The 21,401-nt window shown below is 44.3% G+C and carries 16 protein-coding genes; 3 read left to right on the top strand and 13 right to left on the bottom strand.

Translation table 11 applies throughout. The features are described 5' to 3' along the window. Positions 1-4: 4 nt before the first annotated feature. The 7 genes from galM to mglB form a co-directional block, all read right to left on the bottom strand. A complete protein-coding gene (galM, locus tag AWH66_RS05660; RefSeq protein WP_063606042.1) occupies positions 5-1,078 on the bottom strand; it encodes a galactose-1-epimerase in 1,074 nt (357 codons plus the stop codon). Continuing rightward, complete coding sequence (gene galK / locus AWH66_RS05655; RefSeq protein ID WP_063606142.1) at positions 1,075-2,232, bottom strand: galactokinase; 1,158 nt, start codon at positions 2,230-2,232, stop codon at positions 1,075-1,077. Before galK ends, galM begins: the two co-directional genes overlap by 4 nt. 78 nt (positions 2,233-2,310) lie before the next feature. Beyond that, complete coding sequence (locus tag AWH66_RS05650) at positions 2,311-3,363, bottom strand: UDP-glucose--hexose-1-phosphate uridylyltransferase (protein ID WP_063606041.1); 1,053 nt, start codon at positions 3,361-3,363, stop codon at positions 2,311-2,313. 51 nt (positions 3,364-3,414) lie between these two features. Beyond that, a complete protein-coding gene (gene galE / locus AWH66_RS05645; RefSeq protein WP_063606040.1) occupies positions 3,415-4,434 on the bottom strand; it encodes a UDP-glucose 4-epimerase GalE in 1,020 nt (339 codons plus the stop codon). 299 nt (positions 4,435-4,733) lie between these two features. Further along, the gene (mglC, locus tag AWH66_RS05640) at positions 4,734-5,741 is read right to left on the bottom strand and encodes a galactose/methyl galactoside ABC transporter permease MglC (RefSeq protein ID WP_063606039.1); all 1,008 of its coding nucleotides are present in this window, start codon (positions 5,739-5,741) and stop codon (positions 4,734-4,736) included. A gap of 10 nt (positions 5,742-5,751) precedes the next feature. Further along, positions 5,752-7,260, bottom strand: a complete 1,509-nt coding sequence (gene mglA, locus AWH66_RS05635) for a galactose/methyl galactoside ABC transporter ATP-binding protein MglA (RefSeq protein ID WP_063606038.1) — start codon at positions 7,258-7,260, stop codon at positions 5,752-5,754. Positions 7,261-7,395: 135 nt separating this feature from the next. After that, on the bottom strand, positions 7,396-8,370 hold the full coding sequence (gene mglB / locus AWH66_RS05630) for a galactose/glucose ABC transporter substrate-binding protein MglB (protein WP_063606037.1): 975 nt from the start codon (positions 8,368-8,370) through the stop codon (positions 7,396-7,398). Between the two features lie 442 nt (positions 8,371-8,812). Between mglB and AWH66_RS05625 the strand changes: the two genes are divergently transcribed. Further along, positions 8,813-10,156, top strand: coding sequence for an MATE family efflux transporter (locus AWH66_RS05625; RefSeq protein WP_063606036.1), 1,344 nt, complete (start codon positions 8,813-8,815; stop codon positions 10,154-10,156). A gap of 55 nt (positions 10,157-10,211) precedes the next feature. Here the strand turns inward: AWH66_RS05625 and AWH66_RS05620 are convergent, their stop codons facing one another. From AWH66_RS05620 to AWH66_RS05595, 6 genes are all read right to left on the bottom strand, one after another. Continuing rightward, positions 10,212-11,297 carry an ABC transporter ATP-binding protein gene (locus AWH66_RS05620; protein WP_063606035.1) on the bottom strand — a complete coding sequence of 362 codons (1,086 nt, stop codon included), beginning with the start codon at positions 11,295-11,297 and terminating at the stop codon, positions 10,212-10,214. Positions 11,298-11,377: 80 nt separating this feature from the next. Continuing rightward, positions 11,378-14,482: a beta-galactosidase gene (locus tag AWH66_RS05615; RefSeq protein ID WP_063606034.1), complete on the bottom strand. Its 3,105-nt coding sequence runs from the start codon at positions 14,480-14,482 to the stop codon at positions 11,378-11,380. Between the two features lie 13 nt (positions 14,483-14,495). After that, a complete protein-coding gene (locus AWH66_RS05610) occupies positions 14,496-15,311 on the bottom strand; it encodes a carbohydrate ABC transporter permease (RefSeq protein WP_063606033.1) in 816 nt (271 codons plus the stop codon). Next, positions 15,311-16,228 carry a carbohydrate ABC transporter permease gene (locus AWH66_RS05605; protein ID WP_063606032.1) on the bottom strand — a complete coding sequence of 306 codons (918 nt, stop codon included), beginning with the start codon at positions 16,226-16,228 and terminating at the stop codon, positions 15,311-15,313. Before AWH66_RS05605 ends, AWH66_RS05610 begins: the two co-directional genes overlap by 1 nt. 72 nt (positions 16,229-16,300) lie before the next feature. Then, positions 16,301-17,560 carry an ABC transporter substrate-binding protein gene (locus tag AWH66_RS05600; RefSeq protein ID WP_063606031.1) on the bottom strand — a complete coding sequence of 420 codons (1,260 nt, stop codon included), beginning with the start codon at positions 17,558-17,560 and terminating at the stop codon, positions 16,301-16,303. A gap of 254 nt (positions 17,561-17,814) precedes the next feature. Further along, entirely contained in the window at positions 17,815-18,759 is a 945-nt protein-coding gene (locus tag AWH66_RS05595) for a LysR family transcriptional regulator (RefSeq protein WP_063606030.1), read from the bottom strand. 148 nt (positions 18,760-18,907) lie between these two features. Between AWH66_RS05595 and chrA the strand changes: the two genes are divergently transcribed. Together chrA and AWH66_RS05585 are read left to right on the top strand one after the other, a co-directional pair. Further along, positions 18,908-20,065, top strand: a complete 1,158-nt coding sequence (gene chrA / locus AWH66_RS05590) for a chromate efflux transporter (protein ID WP_063606141.1) — start codon at positions 18,908-18,910, stop codon at positions 20,063-20,065. Between the two features lie 171 nt (positions 20,066-20,236). After that, positions 20,237-21,370: an HD domain-containing phosphohydrolase gene (locus tag AWH66_RS05585; protein WP_063606029.1), complete on the top strand. Its 1,134-nt coding sequence runs from the start codon at positions 20,237-20,239 to the stop codon at positions 21,368-21,370. Positions 21,371-21,401: the final 31 nt, after the last annotated feature.

The raw sequence follows: 21,401 nt of genomic DNA, 5'->3' as shown, positions 1-21,401 counted from the left end.
TACACTAAAACTTGAAACGATAGGTGGTTTGATGTTGGTAGTTTTCTCCTACTTCAAGTATACCATTGCTGCTCCCCCACTCTGGGCGATTTGGCCCATCAGGGAAGAACTGGGTCTCGAGAGCTAAACCATCAAGTTTATCGTAAGTGCGGCTTAAGCCAGGTGTGCCATCAAGGAAATTACCCGAATAGAATTGCACTGCAGGCTTGGTGGTCAGTACTTCCATCAAGACATCTTGCTCAGGGGATTCCAATTTCGCCACCACAGCGCTGCCATCAGTGAGCTTGGCGTCAAACACAAACGCATGATCGTAACCACCTGCTGTGATTTGGTCCTGCTCCGACAGAAAATCTCGACCCACTTGCTTCAGCACTGTGAAGTCAAAGCTAGTTCCCTCTACCGGTTTTAGCTCACCAAGAGGGATCAAATCCTCTCTAGTAGGTAGATAGGCATCAGCAAACATTTGCAGTTTATGATCCGTGCTCTTCGCCTTACTAGATTCGCCAGCTAGGTTGAAATACGCATGATTGGTCAAGTTCATCGGCGTTGTCTTATCGCAAGACGCCTGATAAGTAATCTTCAACGCATTATCGTCAGTTAGCTGGTATTCAACTTGAACCTTAGCCGTACCAGGGAAACCTTGATCACCATCTTCCGACTGTAACGACATAACAAGAGTTGATTCAGTGTGCGAGTCGATACTCCAACGACGCTTATCAAAACCCTCTACACCCCCATGCAAAGCGTTTTCGCCATTATTACAAGTGACTTGATACGACGTGCCACCTATCTCGAATTGCCCTTTATCAATTCGATTGGCGTATCTCCCCACCACTGAACCAAAATAAGCCCCTTGCCTCATGTGCTCAGCCATATTTGGCGAACGCAACAACACTTCACGTTGTTCCCCTGGCAAGGGGAGCGAGCAACTCAGCCACGTTGCTCCGATATCCATAAAAGAAACCGTCATACCAGATGCATTTTTAAGATGGAGCACCTTTGCAGGCAGTCCATCAAATGACGCTGATTGGGTCATAGCGTCTTCAATCGTACTAAAATGCTCGCTTGTGGTGATCATTGTGAGACAACTCCTGCGCCATCTTTTGCTTGGCAGACATAAATCGACTCTTTCAAACCTGTAGCCGCTTCATATTGCTCTGCAATAGCCGTCGTAACTGCTTCTACAAGCGTTGGTGGGATAAGAGAAACCACACAACCACCGAAACCACCGCCAGTCATACGCACACCACCTTGGTCGCCGATTACCGCTTTAACGATATCAACAATGGTGTCTATCTCTTTCACTGTGATTTCAAAATCATCGCGCATCGATGCATGAGACTGTGCCATTAGCTCACCCATACGCTTCATATCACCAGCACTTAGTGCTTTTGCCGCCTCAACCGTACGATCGTTTTCAGTAATAACGTGACGAGCACGTTTAGCCACCATCTCATCCAACTCAGAGACACGATCATTAAATTGCTCAATAGTGACATCACGCAACGCTTTCACACCAAAAATGCGAGCTGCTTCTTCACATTGCTCACGACGAGTGTTGTATTCACTGTCGACTAAGCCACGCTTTTTGTTGGAGTTAATAATCACAACCGCCATATCTTCTGGCATTGAGACTGCTTGAGTCTCTAAGCTACGACAGTCAATCAACAATGCGTGATTTTCTTTGCCTTCAGCAGAAATAAGTTGATCCATGATGCCGCAATTACAGCCCACAAATTCATTCTCTGCTTGCTGGCCGTTAAGTGCGACTTCAGCTTGCGTGATCTCTAAGTTATAAAGCGTTTTAAATGTTTGACCGATAACCACTTCTAGTGCCGCAGAAGAGCTCAGACCTGCACCTTGCGGTACATTGCCAGACACAGAAATGTCCGCACCACCAATTTGATAACCGCGAGCCATTAAGAACTTAACCACACCGCGGATGTAGTTCGCCCACATCTTATCTTGTTGGAAAGTAATCTCTTGAGTGATATCAAATTCGTCAGTGGCATCCTGATAATCCACAGACACAACGCGGACGAGATTATCATCACGCTTAGCGGCCGCTACTACCGTTTGATAGTTAATGGCACACGGTAGGACAAAACCGTCATTATAGTCGGTATGCTCACCAATCAGGTTTACACGACCAGGAGCTTGGATAACGTGTGTCGGCTTGTAGCCCAGTACGTTTTCAAAAGAGTTCGCTACGTTTTGGATTAGGTCTTTCATGTTTTCGTCTCTCAATACCTGATGTTGGTTTGCGTACCAACTAAAGCGTTCGGTACGCAGCAACATCAAATTCTTAAATTATTGTTGTTTGTAATGAACGTCGCTTAATGCTCTGAGACGCTCTGCTGCTTGCTCAGCGGTTAAATCTCGTTGCGATTCGGCCAGCATTTCATAGCCCACCATAAACTTACGAATGGTTGCAGAGCGCAATAATGGTGGATAGAAAATAGCATGCAGCTGCCAATGCTCTGTGCTCTCTCCTTCATCAAAGAATGGCGCGTAGTGCCACCCCATGGAATAAGGGAATGAACACTCAAATAAGTTGTCGTAACGAGACGTCAGCTTCTTAATTGCTACCGCTAAATCGCCTTTTTGTTCTTCACTAAGTTCACTCATGCGACGAATGTGCGTCTTAGGGAGCAACATAGTTTCGAATGGCCACGCCGCCCAGTATGGGACCACTGCAAGCCAGTGCTCTGTTTCTACTACCGTACGGGCACCGTCTTGCATCTCTGCAGTAACATAGTCCACCAGCAGGTTTGAGCCTTGTTGCTGATAGTATTCGCGCATTAAGCGATCTTTGCGTTCAATTTCATTAGGAAGAAAACTGTTCGCCCAAATTTGGCCATGAGGGTGCGGCTGTGAGCAGCCCATTGCTTCACCCTTGTTTTCAAATGCTTGAACCCAAAGGTATTCTTTGCCCAATTCTTCAATTTGCTCATTCCAAGTATCAACGACACAACGAAGCTCTTGGGGGCTAAGCTCAGGAAGCGTTTTACTGTGGTCTGGCGAGAAGCAGATAACGCGACTTAAACCGCGTACCCCTTGGGTTTTAAACAACGGATTGTCTGATTCAGGAGCATCCGGAGAATCTGGCATCAAAGCCGCAAAGTCGTTACCGAACACGTAAGTGCCTTTGTAATCTGGGTTTACATCACCAGAAATGCGCTCGTTGGTCGGACACAAAAAGCATTTCTCATCGTAAGTTAGTAATTGAACGTGAGAGACCTCTTCATTCTGACCACTCCAAGGGCGCTTAGCACGGTGTGGCGATACTAGGATCCACTGGCCTGTGAGAGGGTTATAACGGCGATGTGGGTGATCTACTGGGTTAAATTCAATGCTCGACATAATGCTTACTCAATAGTTAAATTCTAAAAATCAATTGGATAACAAAGCGGTCTATTCGCTGTCGTAACCATTAGGATTGTTTGACTGCCAATGCCATGAATCAGCGGTCATGTCTTGCAATGTACGTGACGCTTTCCAGTTTAAATCGGCTTCTGCTTTGGCCGTACTTGCCCAGCACTCTGCAATATCACCAGGACGGCGAGGCTGCAAATCATAAGGAATTGGCTTACCACAAGCTTTCGCAAAAGCATCCACCATCTCTAGTACACTGCTGCCTTTGCCTGTGCCAAGGTTATAGATATGCAATCCAGACTTAAGACCAACGGCTTTTAACGCAGCGATGTGACCATCCGCTAAATCCATGACATGAATATAATCGCGAACGCCAGTGCCGTCTGGTGTTGGGTAATCATTACCAAACACCGCTAACTTTTCACGGCGACCAACAGCTACTTGAGCAATAAATGGCATCAAATTGTTCGGAATACCTTTTGGATCCTCGCCCATAGTGCCCGACGGATGTGCGCCAACTGGGTTGAAATAGCGCAGTAAGGTAATGCTCCACTCTTCATCCGATGTGAATACATCGCTTAGGCAGCGCTCGACCATAAACTTGCTGGTACCATACGGATTAGTCGTATTGCCAACAGGAGACGTTTCAGTGATAGGTACTACTTCTGGATCACCATAGACCGTGGCAGAAGAGCTGAAAATAATACTCTTCACGCCTGCTTTTCTCATTGAACGTGCAAGTACTAATGTGCCATTCACATTGTTGTCATAGTACTCGATAGGTTTGGCAACAGACTCACCCACAGCCTTGAGACCAGCAAAATGGATCACCGACTGAATTTCATTTTCCTCAAAAATACGGTCAAGTAGTGCTTCGTCGCGAATATCACCTTGATAAAATGTCGGTACTTGACCCGTTAATGCTTCAATGCGTGATAGCACAGCTTGATTCGCATTACACAAATTATCGATGATGATAGGCTCGATACCACTTTCCAGCATTTGAACGCAGGTATGACTGCCGATATAGCCCATTCCACCCGTCACTAGTACTTTCACATTACACTCCTACGTTAAACTCTGATTATTGAGCGAGTTGTTACGCGAATACGCTCGTTATTTTCAAACTGAGGAAATTGTAGCAATAGCCAGCAAGATCGATCTGTGATCAAGCGCAAAAAGTGTAAACGTTTACACTAATTTCAATAAAAAACAGCTACCGATAGCGTAAAAGTGGATATGAACACCTTTAGTTAAGGACCCTAAACCCAAAGACCAAAGTTAAACGATTACACGAATTTAACCAATAGCTGTGAAAAGGAAACAAAAAGGCGCCCGAAATGGACGCCTATTGGAAGTTACTTCTTGTTCGCATACTTCATTGAGTCAAGTGCGACAGCGAAGATAATGATGGAACCTTTAATGATGTACTGCCAGTACGGGCTCACGCCAATATAAGTCATACCATAGTTGATAACAGTGAAGATAAGAACACCCGTAACGACCCCGGCGATACTACCGACACCACCCGCGAAAGACACACCACCTACCACACAGGCCGCAATTGCATCAAGCTCGTAGAGGAAACCTAAGTTGTTGGTGGCACTACCTATACGGCCTGCTTCTAACATACCGCCGAAAGCGTAGAATACACCAGACAACGCGTACACTTTCAACAGTGTCATTGGTACGTTAACGCCCGATACTTTCGCAGCTTCTGGGTTACCACCCACTGCAAAGATGTTTTTACCAAAGACCGTCTTATTCCATAGAATCCACATAAAGATGATGGCGATAATGGCGTAGAAGGTTATGTAGGAGAACCTAAAATCTCCCATCCGTATAAAACCTTGCGTGAACACAGAAAAGCGCTCATCGAAGCCTGCAATCGGTGATGCACCTACAGAGTCGTAGTAAAGAGAGTTAATACCATAAACGATGATCATCGTACCTAGAGTAGCGATAAATGGTGTTACTTTGAGGTAAGCAACGATGATACCGTTCACTAGACCGATAATTGCACCCAAAGCACATACAACGAGGATAACCGCGAAGATCGGCACTTCACCAATATTAGGGAAAACCTTGTTTACGTTGTCGACTGATTGCAGCAAGGTAGCGGAAACTACCGCAGCTAAGCCAACCTGACGACCCGCTGAAAGGTCAGTACCCTGAGTGACAATCAAGCCAGCCACACCTAGAGCGATAATGACACGCACCGAGGATTGCGTCAGGATGTTACTGAAGTTACGTAAACTTAAGAAAGACGGCTCTTGAATCACGATGACCGCTAACAAGATAAAAAGAACCGCATAAATAGCGCCTTCTTTGAGGTGCTTTAGTGCAAATGTTTTTACTGAGTCCATAATATTTTTCCTAGAGGTAACGAGAGGCCAGCTCTAAAATTTCATTCTGAGTAGTAGTCTTCGTCTCGACGACACCAGCAGCACGACCATTACTCATAACAAGAATTCGGTCGGTGATACCCAATAGTTCCGGCATTTCTGAAGAGATAATGATGATGCCTTTGTTCTTCTTCGCTAACTCTAAAATAAGTTGATAGATTTCGAACTTCGCACCAACGTCGATACCACGAGTTGGTTCATCAAGCATGAGAATTTCAGGTTGCGTTAACAACCAGCGACCAATGATGACCTTTTGTTGGTTACCACCAGACAGTGACCCAATTGCCGTTTCATGACCCGGCGTTTTCACGCTCATCGAATCAATCACCCATTGAGTGTCACTTTTCATTTTCTTATTGCTTAGCAAACCAGACTTGGTTTTATATTCCTCAACGTTCGCCACTAAAGAGTTAAAGGTAATATCAAGATTGCCGTAGATACCGGTCGAGCGACGCTCTTCGGTAACCAAAGCAAAACCATTGTTGATCGCCTCATGCGCATCTCGATTTCGCATCTCTTTGCCGTTAAGCAAAATAGTGCCTTCGCTGCGCTCTCGAACACCAAAAATGGTTTCCACGATGTCAGTTCGTTTTGAACCCACCAAACCTGCAACCCCTAGGATTTCGCCGGCTTTAAGTTCAAATGAGACATCTTGAATAGAAGGTTGGTTAAGTGCGGTGAGATTTTTGACCTCAAGAATCGTTTCTTTAGGTACATTGCTTTTTTCTGGGAAACGCTGCGTCAGTTCACGACCTACCATCATGGCGATAATAGAGTCCATAGTGAGACCTTCAAGAGGGCGCGTATCAACCCATTGACCATCACGGAGAATGGTAATGTCATCACAAATGGCAAAGATCTCTTCCATTTTGTGTGAGATATAAACAACGCCACACCCTTTATCTTTCAATTTCTTGATAATAGTAAACAGGTGGTTTACCTCTTTCTCAGTCAGAGAGGAGGTTGGCTCGTCCATGATGACGATTTTTGCATCGTAAGAGAACGCTTTAGCGATTTCCAACATCTGCATTTGTGATACCGATAAGGTATTCACTTTTACTTTAGGATCGATATTGATGTCGAGTTCTTTAAAGATCTCTTTAGTATCACGGTACATTTTTTCGTGGTCGACAAAGAGGCCTTTCTTTGGATAGCGGCCAAGCCAAATATTATCCATAACGGTACATTGCAGTACCTGGTTCAATTCTTGGTGAACCATTGAAACCCCAGATTCCAATGCTTCTTTTGATGATTGAAAATCGACATGCTTTCCTAGGAAAACAATATCGCCTTCATCTTTTTCGTATATTCCGAATAGGCATTTTAGTAACGTCGACTTACCCGCCCCATTCTCACCCATTAACGCATGAATAGAGTGTGGTCGAACTTTAAGATTTACCTTGTCTAATGCCTTAACCCCTGGGAAAGACTTACTCACCCCTGTCATTTCTAACAGAAATTCATGCTGTTGATTTTCCATGGCATCACTTATTAATTATCTGGTATTAGGTAGAAATCAGACAAAACAATCCCGTACCAATAATTTTAATGATTGGTATCGATATGCTTGGTAGGGATTAAGGGAGAAGTTATCACTTCTCCCTTATTTGCGAGATTATTCTAGAGTTGACTTATCAACGCCAACATAAGGAACACGTACAACTTTGTTGTTTAGTTCCCACTGAGTGCCTTCAGTTGCCGCTTTGCCATTTGCTAGGTTACGAGCCAATTCAAATGTTGCTTTTGCTTGAGAGTCTGCATCGTTAAGTACAGTACCCGCCATTTCACCAGACTTAATAAGCGCTAGTGCTTCCGCTAGAGCATCAACACCGAACACTGGGATATCAGCACCCGCACCTTTCAGAGCTTCTACTGCGCCCATTGCCATACCGTCGTTGTTAGCAATAACCACTTCAATCTTGTTACCGTTAGGGCCAGACAACCATGCGTCCATCTTATCTTTCGCCATCGCTGTATCCCACATGCCTGTATCCATGTGCAGTTCTACAGTTTCGATGCCGTTGTCATTGATAGTTTTCACAGAATACGTTGTACGAGCTTCAGCATCTGGGTGACCTGGTTCACCTTTTAGCAATACATAGGAAAGCTTACCGTCACCATCTTTGTCCCAAGATGGGTTCGCTTTCCATTGCTGAGCAATGAGGTCGCCCTGGATAATGCCAGACTCTTTAGAGTCAGTACCTACGTAGTAAGCTTTATCGTAGCTTGCTAACGCTTTAGCACTTGGTTCTTTGTTATAGAAAACAATTGGCACGTCATCCATTTTCGCTTTCTGGATGATGGTTGGTGCCGCTGCAGGGTCAACTAGGTTGATAGCAAGCGCTTGAACGCCACGAGCAAGCATTACATCAACTTGGTCATTTTGCATAGACTGGCTGTTCTGAGAATCGTTCATCAGGATGCGAGTATCACTGTCTTGGCCTGCTTCTTTCTCGATAGCTTGGCGAACTACAGACATGAAGTTATCGTCGTACTTGTAGATAGTAAAACCTACTGTTGTGCTTGCAACTGCTTGAGTTCCAAAGCCCATACCAGCACATAGCGCAGCTAGAAGAGTTAACTTTTTCATTGAACAAGTCCTATTTGTTAATTTTATAGTGTTTATGTAGGGGATAAAAACGTTATTGTTTGACTAAATTACACTCAAAGTGAAAACGTTTAACCCAGAGTATAGTGATAAAATGAACAATTAATGTGAGGAAGTTAAAAAAATTTACAAACGTAACAACAACTGTAACGAGTTGTTTAATTTGTTTGAAATGGTTAACATATCATGTAAAAACAAGCTCTCTGAACGTTTCATAGTGTAACATCGAGATCTTGGTCTCCTTTTTTGCTAAATTTTACTGCTGTAATTCTTACGCACTCTCGAACTCTTATGAGAACGTTTACAATAGTTCGAAATATGTCAAACTATCCCCTACCTTTACTAGTGGTATTGCGTTTACTCTATTTGAGAGTAAACTTGCCGCCCCTTTAATCAGCTCCTCTATTTAATTAGGCGTAATCGAATGTCTGAAAATGCTTCAGCGCTCAGCAAACGAATGAATATCGTAGCGTTGACTTGGCCAATCTTTATTGAGGTTTTGCTAAGAACCGCACTTAATACCACGGATGTGTTTATGCTCAGTGGGTACTCCGACTTAGCGGTATCCGCAGTTGGTGTTATTACCCAAATTACTTTCTTCCTTATTGTTGTTTCCATGATGGTAAGCAGTGGTACGGGGATACTCATCGCTCAATACAACGGCGCATCCAAATTCAGTGAGTCTGCACACACAGGTGTTGCTAGTATCCTGTTAGCAGTAGTCGTTGGTGGTATTCTCAGTCTGTCACTTTTTTTAGGGGCCGAACATTTTATTGCGCTATTTGGTCTTGAAGACCAAGTAGCAGCCTTTGGTTACGAATACCTGATCATCAGCGGTTCCATGACATTCAATGTCACCATAGGCATAGTGCTTACTACAATATTGCGTAGTCATGGTTATTCACGCTCCCCTATGGTCATCAACCTCATCGCTGGGGTGATTAATATCGCCGGTAACTATGTCGCGCTGTACCAGCCATTTGGATTGCCAGTCTTTGGCGTTAGCGGCGTTGCAACTGCGACAGTCGTCAGCCAAGTGATCGGTACCTTATTGATGATCTGGGTCGTTGGTAAAAAACGCATCGAGCTGCCATTTAACCAATGGCGCGAGATCCCTAAAGCGCTATATAAAAAGATTATGAAGATCGGTGCCATGAACGCCGGAGAAATTCTCTCTTACAACATGGCGCAAATGACCATCGTATATTTCGTGGTGCAGATGGGAACCTCCTCCCTTGCCGCATATACTTATGCACAAAATATCACTCGCGTGTCGTTTGCCTTTGCGTTAGCTCTGGGGCAAGCCGGACAAATTCAGGCCAGCTACTTTATCGGTAAGGGCAGGATCGACGATATCTTAGGCCGAGTTCAAAAATACTATTTAGTGGGTCTAATCGCATCAACCGGTATTGTTATACTGCTGTTCCTGTTCCGTTACCCATTAATTGATCTGTTCACGCAAGATAGCGAAATTGTTGTATTAGTGGCATTGCTTATTGGTGGGTCAATATTTGTCGAGTCAGGACGCGTATCCAACTTAATTTTTATCGCCGCGCTCAAAGGTGCTGGCGATATTAAGTTCCCAGTAAAAATGGGTATCTTAAGTATGTGGGGTATTGCGGTGCTTTTTGCCTATCTGCTTGGCATCCATTGGGGCTACGGCGTAATAGGCGCTTGGATTGCTATTGGCATGGATGAGTGGGTTCGCGGTGTCGTAATGATTCGACGCTGGCGTTCTAAAGTATGGACACGTTTCGCCTTGACGTAGCGGATAGAAAGTAACGGATAGAAAAATGGGCTAGCAAGTGCTAGCCCATTTTTATTTAAATGTTAGAGATACAAAGTGAATCTAGGAAGATATGGCAATCTTCTATATTGAAGCTCAGATCAAGCTCGTCACCACGTGCAACCTCAAAATCACCTGATACATGAACTCGATAGTTATCAAAGCCCGCCACCATGCCAAACAGATAAGTACTGTTACCTAAACGTTCTACCGCTTGCGTAGAGAAGTGAAGTTTTTGCTCGCCGGAATTATCCAAAACAATGTGTTCTGGACGCAGACCAAACGTCACTTTATCGCCTTCTTTTACCTTAGATGTGTCGACCTTTACTTCAATCGACTGATCATCTGGCAGAGAAATAGTGATACAACCTTCATCTACGTTAGTAACGTGTGCAGGTAACATGTTCATCTTTGGTGAGCCGATAAAGCCTGCCACAAACTCATTGTCGGGGCTATTATATAGCTCAAGCGGCGAACCTACTTGCTCTACTTGACCATCACGTAATACTACAATCTTATCAGCTAGGGTCATCGCCTCGACCTGATCGTGGGTAACGTAGATCATCGTAGTATCAAGTTCACGGTGTAAACTGGCAATTTGCAAGCGCATGTCTACACGCAACTCAGCATCGAGGTTGGATAGAGGCTCATCAAACAGGAATACTTTTGGATCACGAACAATCGCACGCCCAATTGCCACTCGCTGACGCTGACCACCTGACATATCTTTGGGTTTGCGATCCATGAGATGATCAAGTTGTAGAGCTTTTGCTGCGCGGTCTACTCTAGTTTTGATTTCGTCTTTAGGGAAGCCGTTCATTTTCATCCCAAAGCCCATGTTCTCCTCAACCGTTAAGTGCGGATACAGCGCGTACGACTGGAATACCATCGCAATTCCACGCTCAGCTGGGTCAACGTGGTTAACTACTTTGTTATCAATTTCTAAAACACCGTCGGTGATCTCTTCTAGACCTGCAATTAGACGTAGTAGTGTTGATTTACCACAACCAGATGGACCGACAAAAACAACGAATTCACCTTTTTTGATATCAAGATCCACACCGTGAATAACGGTTGCATCACCATAGCGCTTCACTACATTGGAAAGTTTAATATCTGCCATGTTCTATCCTTAATTCTTTTTGTTCGCTTGCTGAGCGTCTCCTCTGCAAGCGAAGTTCAATCTCTATGAATGATGAAACGCTATGCGTGCACCGACATACGCAGCGTCAATTGATAACGATATTGCTCAGCAAGCAACTTGAATTCTTCATGAACGCTTGGTGTCCATGAGTCATCACCGCCCACGCCCATATGGAAGCCATCAATGCGCACAAACAGTTTTCCGCTGTCGATCAATTCATTGGTATGTTTCGCTGCTTTCATCACTTCAGTGCTATAGCGACTGACGGACAGATGGTGCTCACCACTAATTGATAACGCGCCAATTTGGCTCTGTTTAACATCGCTGCGTAGGCCACAATCGGTTGGGAAAATATACGGCGTATGCATCTCTTCAATAGACGCTTGATAGCGTCCCATGTGCGCCGCCAATTTTCTATCGCTGTAGTTTTCAAAAGGACCACGACCATACCAGCTAACCGAATCGATAGTGTTAGCAAGTGCTAACTCCATACCGACTCGAGGCAGTGATGGCAGACCTTTAGCCGCATTGACCGTTACGTTTACGTTGACTTCACCATCATTGAATACTTGATAAGTCCATAGTGTTTCGAACACCAACTGCCCTTCAAACGTATGAGCGTAGCGAGATTCTACTTGGTGGTATTTGCCGCGAACAAAGTGGTCAAAACCAATACATTCAGCCGTCAACGATGGCAGACCTGCCGCATCCCAACGAGCTAGCCAGGTTGTTGGGTCCACTCGGTCAGCTTCACTGGTGCCGATGTCATTATCCAATGGCGCACGGTAGAAGTTGTCTTTTGGCGCTTGCAGTAGCGACTCTTGTCCTTCTACCAACCAAGACGTGAGATATCCTGTTGCGCTATCAAACGTAATAGATTGTTCACCCGCAGTCAGTGTCAAGGAACCGCCTTTCACTACTGCATCAGGCAAGCCCGAATCGTTACTTAGTCGCGGTGCTAGACCAAACTTCGCAGGCAGGGTTATTTGCTCTGCTGACACGAGATGACCAGCCTCAGACCATATGGTTGCTGAGGTTTTTACAATCTCAACATTAAGGTGGTAATCACTACCTAACTTAGTTTCTGGTAATGCTTCAGCTAACTGAATATCTAGATGACCTTCTGGAGAAATAATTAACTCCGTAGAGCCTTGGGCGATGGCAAAACCATCCTCTGTAATCGTCCAGTTCAATACCTCATCGCTTGGTGACGTAAATAGGTACTCACTTTCCACTCGAATCACTACAGGCTCAGTAGAGCGAAGGGTAACTTGATGGAATTGCTGAGCCTTTTTCGCTTCAAACAAAGTAGGATGCACGGTGCGGTCAGGGAAAATGAGACCATTGATACAGAACTGTCTGTCATTGATGTCATCACCAAAATCACCGCCATATGCCCAATACTGATTGCCGTTTTCGTCGGTTTTAGTCAAACCTTGATCTACCCAGTCCCAAATGAAACCACCTTGTAAGCGTGGATACTCACGGAACACATCCCAGTATTTGTCGAAGCTACCTAAACTGTTCCCCATTGCGTGTGCGTATTCGCAAAGGATAAGCGGACGCTCTTCGCCCGGCATTCCAAGCCACTTTTTGATGGCAAGTTTTGGTGTGACCGTTGGGTCGATATGATGGCGCTGATCGCTATCTACGCGAGCATACATAGGCACGATAATATCGGTTGCCGCCGTATCGGAACCGCCACCTTCATATTGTACCGGACGTGATGGATCGCGAAGTTTAGTCCATTGGTACATCGCATGATGGTTGTTACCAATACCTGATTCATTGCCTAAAGACCAAATGATAATGGATGGGTGGTTCTTATCACGCTCAACCAAACGAGTCATTCGACGCATATACGCGTTCATCCAGGTGACATCATCTGACAGACGACACATTGGGAACTGACCGTGCGTTTCGATGTTGGCCTCATCAACTAGGTATAAGCCGTATTCGTCGCATAACTCATACCAGAGTGGGTCATTCGGATAGTGGGCGGTACGCACCGCATTGAAGTTGTATTGTTTCAGCAGTTTGATGTCTTCAATCATGCCTTCACGAGTCATAGTGTGACCCATTTCTGGATGATGTTCGTGACGGTTAACCCCACGTACCAACAGTGCCTTACCGTTCACCTTCAATTGACCGTCAGTGATCTCAACGCTGCGGAAACCAACGTTGTAGGCTTCACAATCCACCAACTGACCATCTTCGTCATTAAGAGAAACCACTAGACGGTAAAGATTCGGCTTTTCAGCACTCCATTTTTTCGGGTTTTCAATGGCAACCTGGTGCTCAGCGATTTCTTGCCACGGACCTTTCTCATCAATGATGCGCTGACCGCATAGTGCAGACTTGCGCCCAAAGATGCTATTGCCCAATTCATCAAACAGCTCAATATTGACGCTAAATGGTGAGGCCTTCTCAGTAAGCTTAGTGGTAACTTTTAGCACTGCATCGCGGTAGCACGCATCAAGCTCAGTGTTGACCTGTACATCAGCAATGGCTGTTTTGGGCTTAGTGCGCAGAGTGACGTTGCGGAAAATTCCACTCAGCCACCACATATCTTGGTCTTCGAGATACGAACCGTCAGACCAACGAAGAACCATCACTGATAATTGGTTTTCACCTTCAACAACAAAATCAGTCAGGTCAAACTCTGCCGCCAGTCGACTGTCTTGAGAATAACCAACCCATACTCCATTACACCAGATATGAAATGCCGAGTTCACACCATCGAAAGTTACGGTTTGGCGCTCATCTGCTTTGATTCCGTCAAGTGTGAATGACACACGATACAATCCCGTTGGGTTATCCTGCGGCACGATTGGTGGGGTATCAGCAAACGGGTACTTAACGTTGGTATAGATAGGTTTATCAAAACCCTGTAGTTGCCAGTTACTTGGCACTTGAATCGCGTCCCATTGACTGTCGTCAAATGCAGTTTCAACGCACGATGCTTCAACCTGCTCCGGTTGAGAGAACAACTTAAATTTCCATTCACCGTTTAGCGAGCGCATATTCTCAGACGGTAGGTTCTCTTTTGCAGCAACTTCACTGTGAAACGCATTAAGCGGCGCATGTGCGTCCAGAACGTTATGATGCGTTACATGCTGGTTTTCCCACTCTCTAGCGGAAATTACTTGATCGAAAGTTCTCATTCTAAACATCTCACTATTTCACAGAGCCAGTCATACCGGCCACAAATTGCTTCTGCATCAAAAAGAATACGGCTAGGGTTGGAATGGTTGCCACCACAGTCCCCACCATAATGATGCCAAAATCAGGGAAGTAGGCTGACGACAAAGAGGACAGCACTAAGTTAATTGTTTTTAGTTCGGCAGATTGCAATACAATCAACGGCCATAAGAAGGCATTCCAAGACGTCATAAAGACGATAATAAAGGCGGCCGCGTACGTGGTTTTCATCACGGGCATATAAACAAACAGGTAGATTTTCCAATCTTTCACACCATCAACTCGCGCTGCATCAATAAGTTCTGATGGAAACGCTTTAGTACATTGACGGAAATAGAACACAATGAATACTGAAGCAATGGTCGGCAGCATCACTGCAAGATGAGTATCCAACAGACCTGCCTTAGCCATTAGCGTGAACAGTGGAATCATCAGCGCGGCAAATGGAATCATCATTGTCAGTAGCATGGCACTGTAAACACGGTCACGCACCTTGCTCTTATACACTTCAAAACCATAACCAGCCATGGATGAGATAAGCAGCGTAAACAGCGTACTAATAATGGCGATCTTCGAGGTATTGTAGAAAATAAGCCAAAGGTCAATTTGCTCATTCAATTTAGCTAAGTTAATCAGTAATTGGTCACCAAACGTGAATTTACCCGTATTAACCTGAGTCGTTGTGTTAGTACTGGACACAATCATCCAATAAAACGGAAATAATGAGACTAACGAGAATATTGATAGAAATGCGTACATTAAACCACGCATCACTTTGTTTTTATTATTCATTATTTATCCCTCGCAATTCTAAATTGAAGCATTGCTAGAATAGCGGCAAAGAATACGATGACGTACGATACCGTTGCTGCATAACCGAAGTTTGGAACAAACTTAAATGACAAGTCATAGATATACATAGATAACGTCAAGGTTTCATTCGCAGGACCACCAGCGGTAATATTCACCACCTCATCGAATAACTGCAATGTACCAATAGTCGACATAACCGTAGTAAATAGGATTACCGGCTTAAGTAAGGGAACCGTAATAAAGAAGAACTGTTTAATAGGACTCACACCTTCAATACGCGCGGCTTCGTAAATTGACTTATCAATGTTCTGCATGGCGGATAAGAAGAAAATCATGTTATAGCCTGTCCAGCGCCATGTAATCGCAATAATGATGGTTACTTTGGCCCAAAATGGGTCAGCCATCCACGGAATGGGGTCGCTTACAACGCCGGTCCACATAAGGAATGAGTTCACAATGCCTTCATAAGCAAACATACTCTTAAATAGAATCGAGTAAGCTACCAAGGAAGTAACGCATGGTAGGAAAATCGCTAAGCGGAATAGGCTTCTGAACTTAAGATTTGGTGAGTTTAAACAAGACGATAATGCTAACGAAAGCAAGATCATAATAGGCACTTGAATAATCAAGAAAATAAACGTATTCGAGAGCGCTTTTAAAAATACAGGATCGTTAAATAAACGAGTTACGTTGCCAAAACCAACGAACTCCATAATAACACCACGTCCAGAGTGCATGGCCATCCAAAGTGAGTTCACTATTGGATAGATCATAAATAAGGACACTAATATGACGGCAGGTAATACGAAACCCCAGCCATTAATATCATAAAAACGCTGAAAGCTATTTTTATTGTTTTTGGAGTTAGACTTAATCGTCTTGACTAATTCACTCATAATGACACCAACAAAGAGAAGAAAAGGCCCCCACCCTGACTCGCAGCAGAGATGGGGGCAAAGGAAAAACGATTATTGAATCTGATATTTCAGTTGTTGCTCAACACTTTCTAAGACTTTGTCGATTGGTGCACCCTGCATGATTGAAGGCATCTGCGCTGCAATCGCTGCATCGACTTCATAGGTGTACATGCCATAGTTAACCGCTGGAATTTCAGCAGCCCACTTGTTGAAGTCTGCGTAAATCTTTTGGTTATTAAAGTAGCTATCTTCATATTGGTAGGCCTGCGTATTACCAGCTGGTAAGTAAGAACCAACTGCACCTTGCTTCTTAAGAATTTCGTTGTAGAACTCTTTGTCAGAGCCAAAAGTTTGATTTAAGAAGTCGATGGCTGTATCTGCTTCTTTCGATGCACTCAATACATACCAGCTTGAACCACCAAGGTTAGAGCTGTTCACTGCCCCTTCTACATTCAGGCGTGGTGTTGGCGCAACGGCCCATTTACCTTCTTGACCTTCGCCTGCTTTCACTGATGCTGTAATCCAAACACCAGTAGTAATAGAAGCAACAGCGCCACTATTTACCGAACCAACCCACTCAGACCAACCAATGGTAGGACGCGCAATTTCTGTGGTATGAAGGTCACGGAAAATCTTAATGCCTTCTTCAAGCGCCTTGTTGTTAGCAATGTTTAGGCTACCATCTTGGTTGAAGTACCAACTGCCTGCACCTTGAATCATGACACGCAGTAGACCAAGGTCAGATGGATTATTACCTAACATGGAAACGCCCGTTTTCTCCTTCACTTGTTTACCAATTTCAATGAAACGGTCCCAAGTGATGTTTTCCATATCCTTAGCGCTGAAACCTGCTTTTTCAAGAATATCAGTACGGTAGTAAAGGCCAGAAACACCTGTATCAAATGGTAGGCCATATACTTCATCGCCGACGGTCATTACATTCACTTTGTACGGAGCAAACTTAGTGTAATCAACGGCATTTGTCATAGGAGCAAATGAGCCAGGATATGACTGCAAGTATTTCTGAGCATTGTAATCTTCAATCAATACCACATCAGGCAATGCCGACGTGATTCCAGACGCTAGCATTGTGTGCAGCTTCTGTTCGATATCCGCTTTCGCAAAATCAACTACTTTAATGTTTACATCTTCATGCTTCGCTTCGTATTTCTCAGCGGCTTCTTGCATGATAGCCACATTAAAGTTTGGATCCCATGCCCATACCGTGATGTCTTTCGCGAATGCTGTTTGACTGAAACAAGCTAGACCTACTGCAGAGGCCACTAATCCTTTAACCATTTGCTTCTTCATAACTGTTATTCTCATTTTATGTAGGGGTTTTTGCTTCCATTTGGAAACGTTTACACAAAGAAATTAGCATTTATTTTTTGGAATTAAAGGGGGAGAGATGGGATTTTTGATCTATTACCGCTAGAAATTGCTTAGGTTGTGGGTCTGATCACTTTCTTAACAGAATTGTTAGCAGTTAGCTTCTATATGCAACTAACTGCCAAATTTGGATACGTTAACAATTGTTACAGAACAAATTTGTGTAATCCTTACCACTAAAGTGTGGTTTCATGCAGCGACGACAAAATGGCTTCATATATGGTGTCTTTTAGCCAATGAATTTTATCACTCATGTGCGACTGCTTTTTCCAAATCATCGAGATATCAAAATCAGCCACGGGTACTGGTGGCGGAGCGGATGTGAGGTTAGTTTGAATCAGGTTAATCTTAGCCATTTTTTCAGGCACGATAGCAAACATCTCACGACCCGTAACTAAACGCCCTATCGTCAGAAAGTTTCGCGAAACGGCAGTAACCTCACGTGATAATCCTATCGACTCTAGGTGCTTATCGACGTTACTCGTGAAGTTGCCCTCCGGGCTGACTAAACAATGTGGCAGCGAGGCGAAGGTTTCAGTATCCAATTCGCCAACCTTCACTAAACTACTGTCATAGATACAGACATGTTTTTCAGTGTAGAGTTTTTGTGCACTAAACTGTTGTTCTAAATCGGGAATACTTCCGATGATGATGTCTAAGTTTTCCTGCTCACTGACTGAACGATAATTGTGCCGATTAACGTTGATAAAACTGACTTTGGCGCAGGGTGCCTGTGACACTATGGCGTCATAAATAGTTGGAGCAAAGATAAACTCTGCGTAATCAGTTAATCCTATTTTGCAGATTCCGCGATAATTCTTTGCCAAGAATTGTTCTGTGGGTAACACGTTAAATTGCACCAGATTTAATATCTGTTCTACCGTTGGATACAGCTCTACAGCTCGCTCTGTTGGTACCATTTGATGACCTTTGCGTTCAAAAAGTCGCTCCCCACACAAAGTTCGTAACTTAGATAAACTGTGACTCATTGCTGACTGACTGACAAAGCTCTTCTCTGCCGCTACAGACACACTGCGTGTTTGGTAAAGGTGAAAGAATACGATCAACAAATTTAAATCAATGCGTTTCCAATCAATCTTCTCTCGTCCAGTTTCGTTCATAGTATCTATCAAATCTATTAATTTGAATCATTATAGATGAGTCAGTAGCATCGGCGCTAATCGAAATTGTTATTTTCATAAGATAGGTGCTCGGGTGTCTACGTTAAGCAAAGAAACTACAAACAACCACTCAAACAGCAATGAGTCATTGTTTGCTATATTTAAGATTTTTTTCGCTCTAGGGTGGGTCAGCTTTGGCGGTCCCGCTGCTCATATTGGTTATTTCCGCAATACCTTTGTTGAGAAACTCAACTGGCTACGCGATGAAGAGTACGCCCAAATTGTTGCCTTAAGCCAATTTCTACCAGGCCCAGGTTCAAGCCAAGTCGGTTTTGCTGTCGGTTATCAACGCGCAGGCATTGGCGGCGGTATCATGGCATTTCTTGGCTTCACACTGCCATCGGTAATTCTTATGCTTGCCCTTGCAGTCTTGAGCAGTCAGCTCACTGAATCCAATTACTTTCAGAGTGTAGTGCATGGCCTAAAACTTCTCGCCGTGTTAGTAGTCGCTGACGCCACTTGGGGTATGTATAAGAATTTCTGCAAATCTAAACTCACTGTTTCTATTTGTATCGCTACGGGCATTGCACTGCTTTTGTTCCAAAGTATTGCAGCGCAAACTCTGGTTTTAGTTGTAGCAGCCCTTTTAGGCGTCCGATATCTAGCAAATACAGAAACCGTAAATACCTCCAGTAAACTGTCTTTCTCCGTATTGCCATTAGTCAGCTTCGTCGTACTTCTTATCGCCCTACCGTTTATAGGTCAATGGTCGTCATCGATAGCACTTTTCTCCGATTTCTACCAAGCAGGCAGTTTGGTATTTGGTGGCGGTCACGTAGTTCTTCCTCTGCTACAAAATATTGTAGGCGATCAATTAACGCAAGACGCTTTCTTGACGGGTTATGCCGCAGCGCAGGCAGTGCCAGGCCCAATGTTCACTTTTGCTACTTACATCGGTTATGAGCTAATGCCTTCGGCACCAGTATGGGGGGCGATTGTTGCAACACTTGGTGTCTTTGTTCCTGGCTTTTTGCTCCTTGTCGGCGTGTTAAAAAACTGGCAGCAACTCGCTAAAATACCGGCGATTTCTGGTGCATTGGTGGGCGTAAACGCCGCCGTAGTTGGTTTGTTATTGTCTGCCCTCTACCAGCCTGTCTTTGTTAGCGCTGTTTTTGGTGCAATGGATCTTGCTTGGGTGCTTTTAGGTGCACTCCTTATGAAGCAGTTTAAACTGCCTATCGTTTGGATGGTGGTGTTCTTTGCTTTTGCAGGGTTACTATCACCAGCCGTGGTAAGTTTAATCTAAATCAATTATCACTCTGATTTTAGGTAATATTTCTCGTCAGAGTTTCAGCTTAGTCATACACTAATTAATGAGGGGAGTTCCCCTCATTGCAGCTTCAATTCAATAAAAGGGTTTTATATCGACAAGCAGTGATTAGGTGCTAAAACACCTACACAAACAGGGGGGTGAGTTATGAGGAAGGACTGCTCTATTGGGAGCCATCATCGGAGTTCGAGCCGAGGCTCTATTAATGATGAATTAAAACGTGCCCATCATGCCATTAGCCTTCATGCTCCCGAAATCGTTAGAATCTCTGTCGCGCTCTTCGATGCCCAACATGCTAGGTTGAGCACATTTGCGCATAGTACATTACTAGGAGAGCCCCTGCTTCGATACAGTGCTCCTATTAGCGCTAACTCCGCGCTTGGGCAACTGGCCTGCAAGCATAAACATCGCGTCATTAATGACCTTTCATCAACCATTACTAACTCATCGCAACACTCGCGTTGGTTGTTACAACAGCCTTATGCGGCCTCATTAACCTTACCCGTCCTCAACGATGGTCACTTTACTGGGTTACTATTTTTAGATGCAAATCAACCCCAGTTTTTCGACAATACTACGGTTGAACAATTAACCTCTTGTACCAATGAGCTCGCTAAAGCGGTCAACGAACAGCGCAGCTACGTCAATGCTATGGCTGATATGGGCTATACCGTTCGTAGTACCAATTTCGAACATCTAGATGAGAGCCTCGATCATGCTTACCGAGTCGGTCAGTACGCAAGGCTCATTGCGCTGCAAGTGGCTGAGCTGTATCAACTCGATGATGAAACCATCGACTATATCGTACACTTTGCGGAGTTACACGACATAGGTAAATACTCTTCACTGAGTTCGAAACAGAGTTCTCCATGGCAAGAAATGTGGCATAGCAACATCGTGATGCAAGGACAAATTCAGCAAGGGCTAAACTTAGTAAGCCAGCTAGCAAGACAGATTCACGACCGACAGCCAACCAGTATGAAACTGTTAACAGATATTATCCAATATCATCATGAGTATTTAGATGGATCGGGTGCGCCAAACGGACTAAGTCATGCCGAAATTCCGATTGCCGCTCGTATTGTTACCGTTGCTAACATTTTTGATGCCCTAACCAGTCACCGTCATTACAGTGAATCTTGGTCTTTGATCCATGCATTATTGGAACTGGAAAAGATGGTCGCACTCGGAAAAATTGATAGCAACTGCGTGCACGCATTGCGCTGCCAGCAAGACGCAATCAAGCTTGTGATGTATTCCAGTCACATTCCTTGGCATTAAAATCTAAGCGGACAATCCAAATCCTTATATT

Origin of the sequence: Vibrio barjaei, assembly GCF_001639065.2 — a bacterium.
Taxonomy (GTDB): domain Bacteria; phylum Pseudomonadota; class Gammaproteobacteria; order Enterobacterales; family Vibrionaceae; genus Vibrio; species Vibrio barjaei.
The sequence above is the reverse complement of the archived record's forward strand: the minus strand, read 5'-3'. Positions and strand labels throughout refer to the sequence as shown.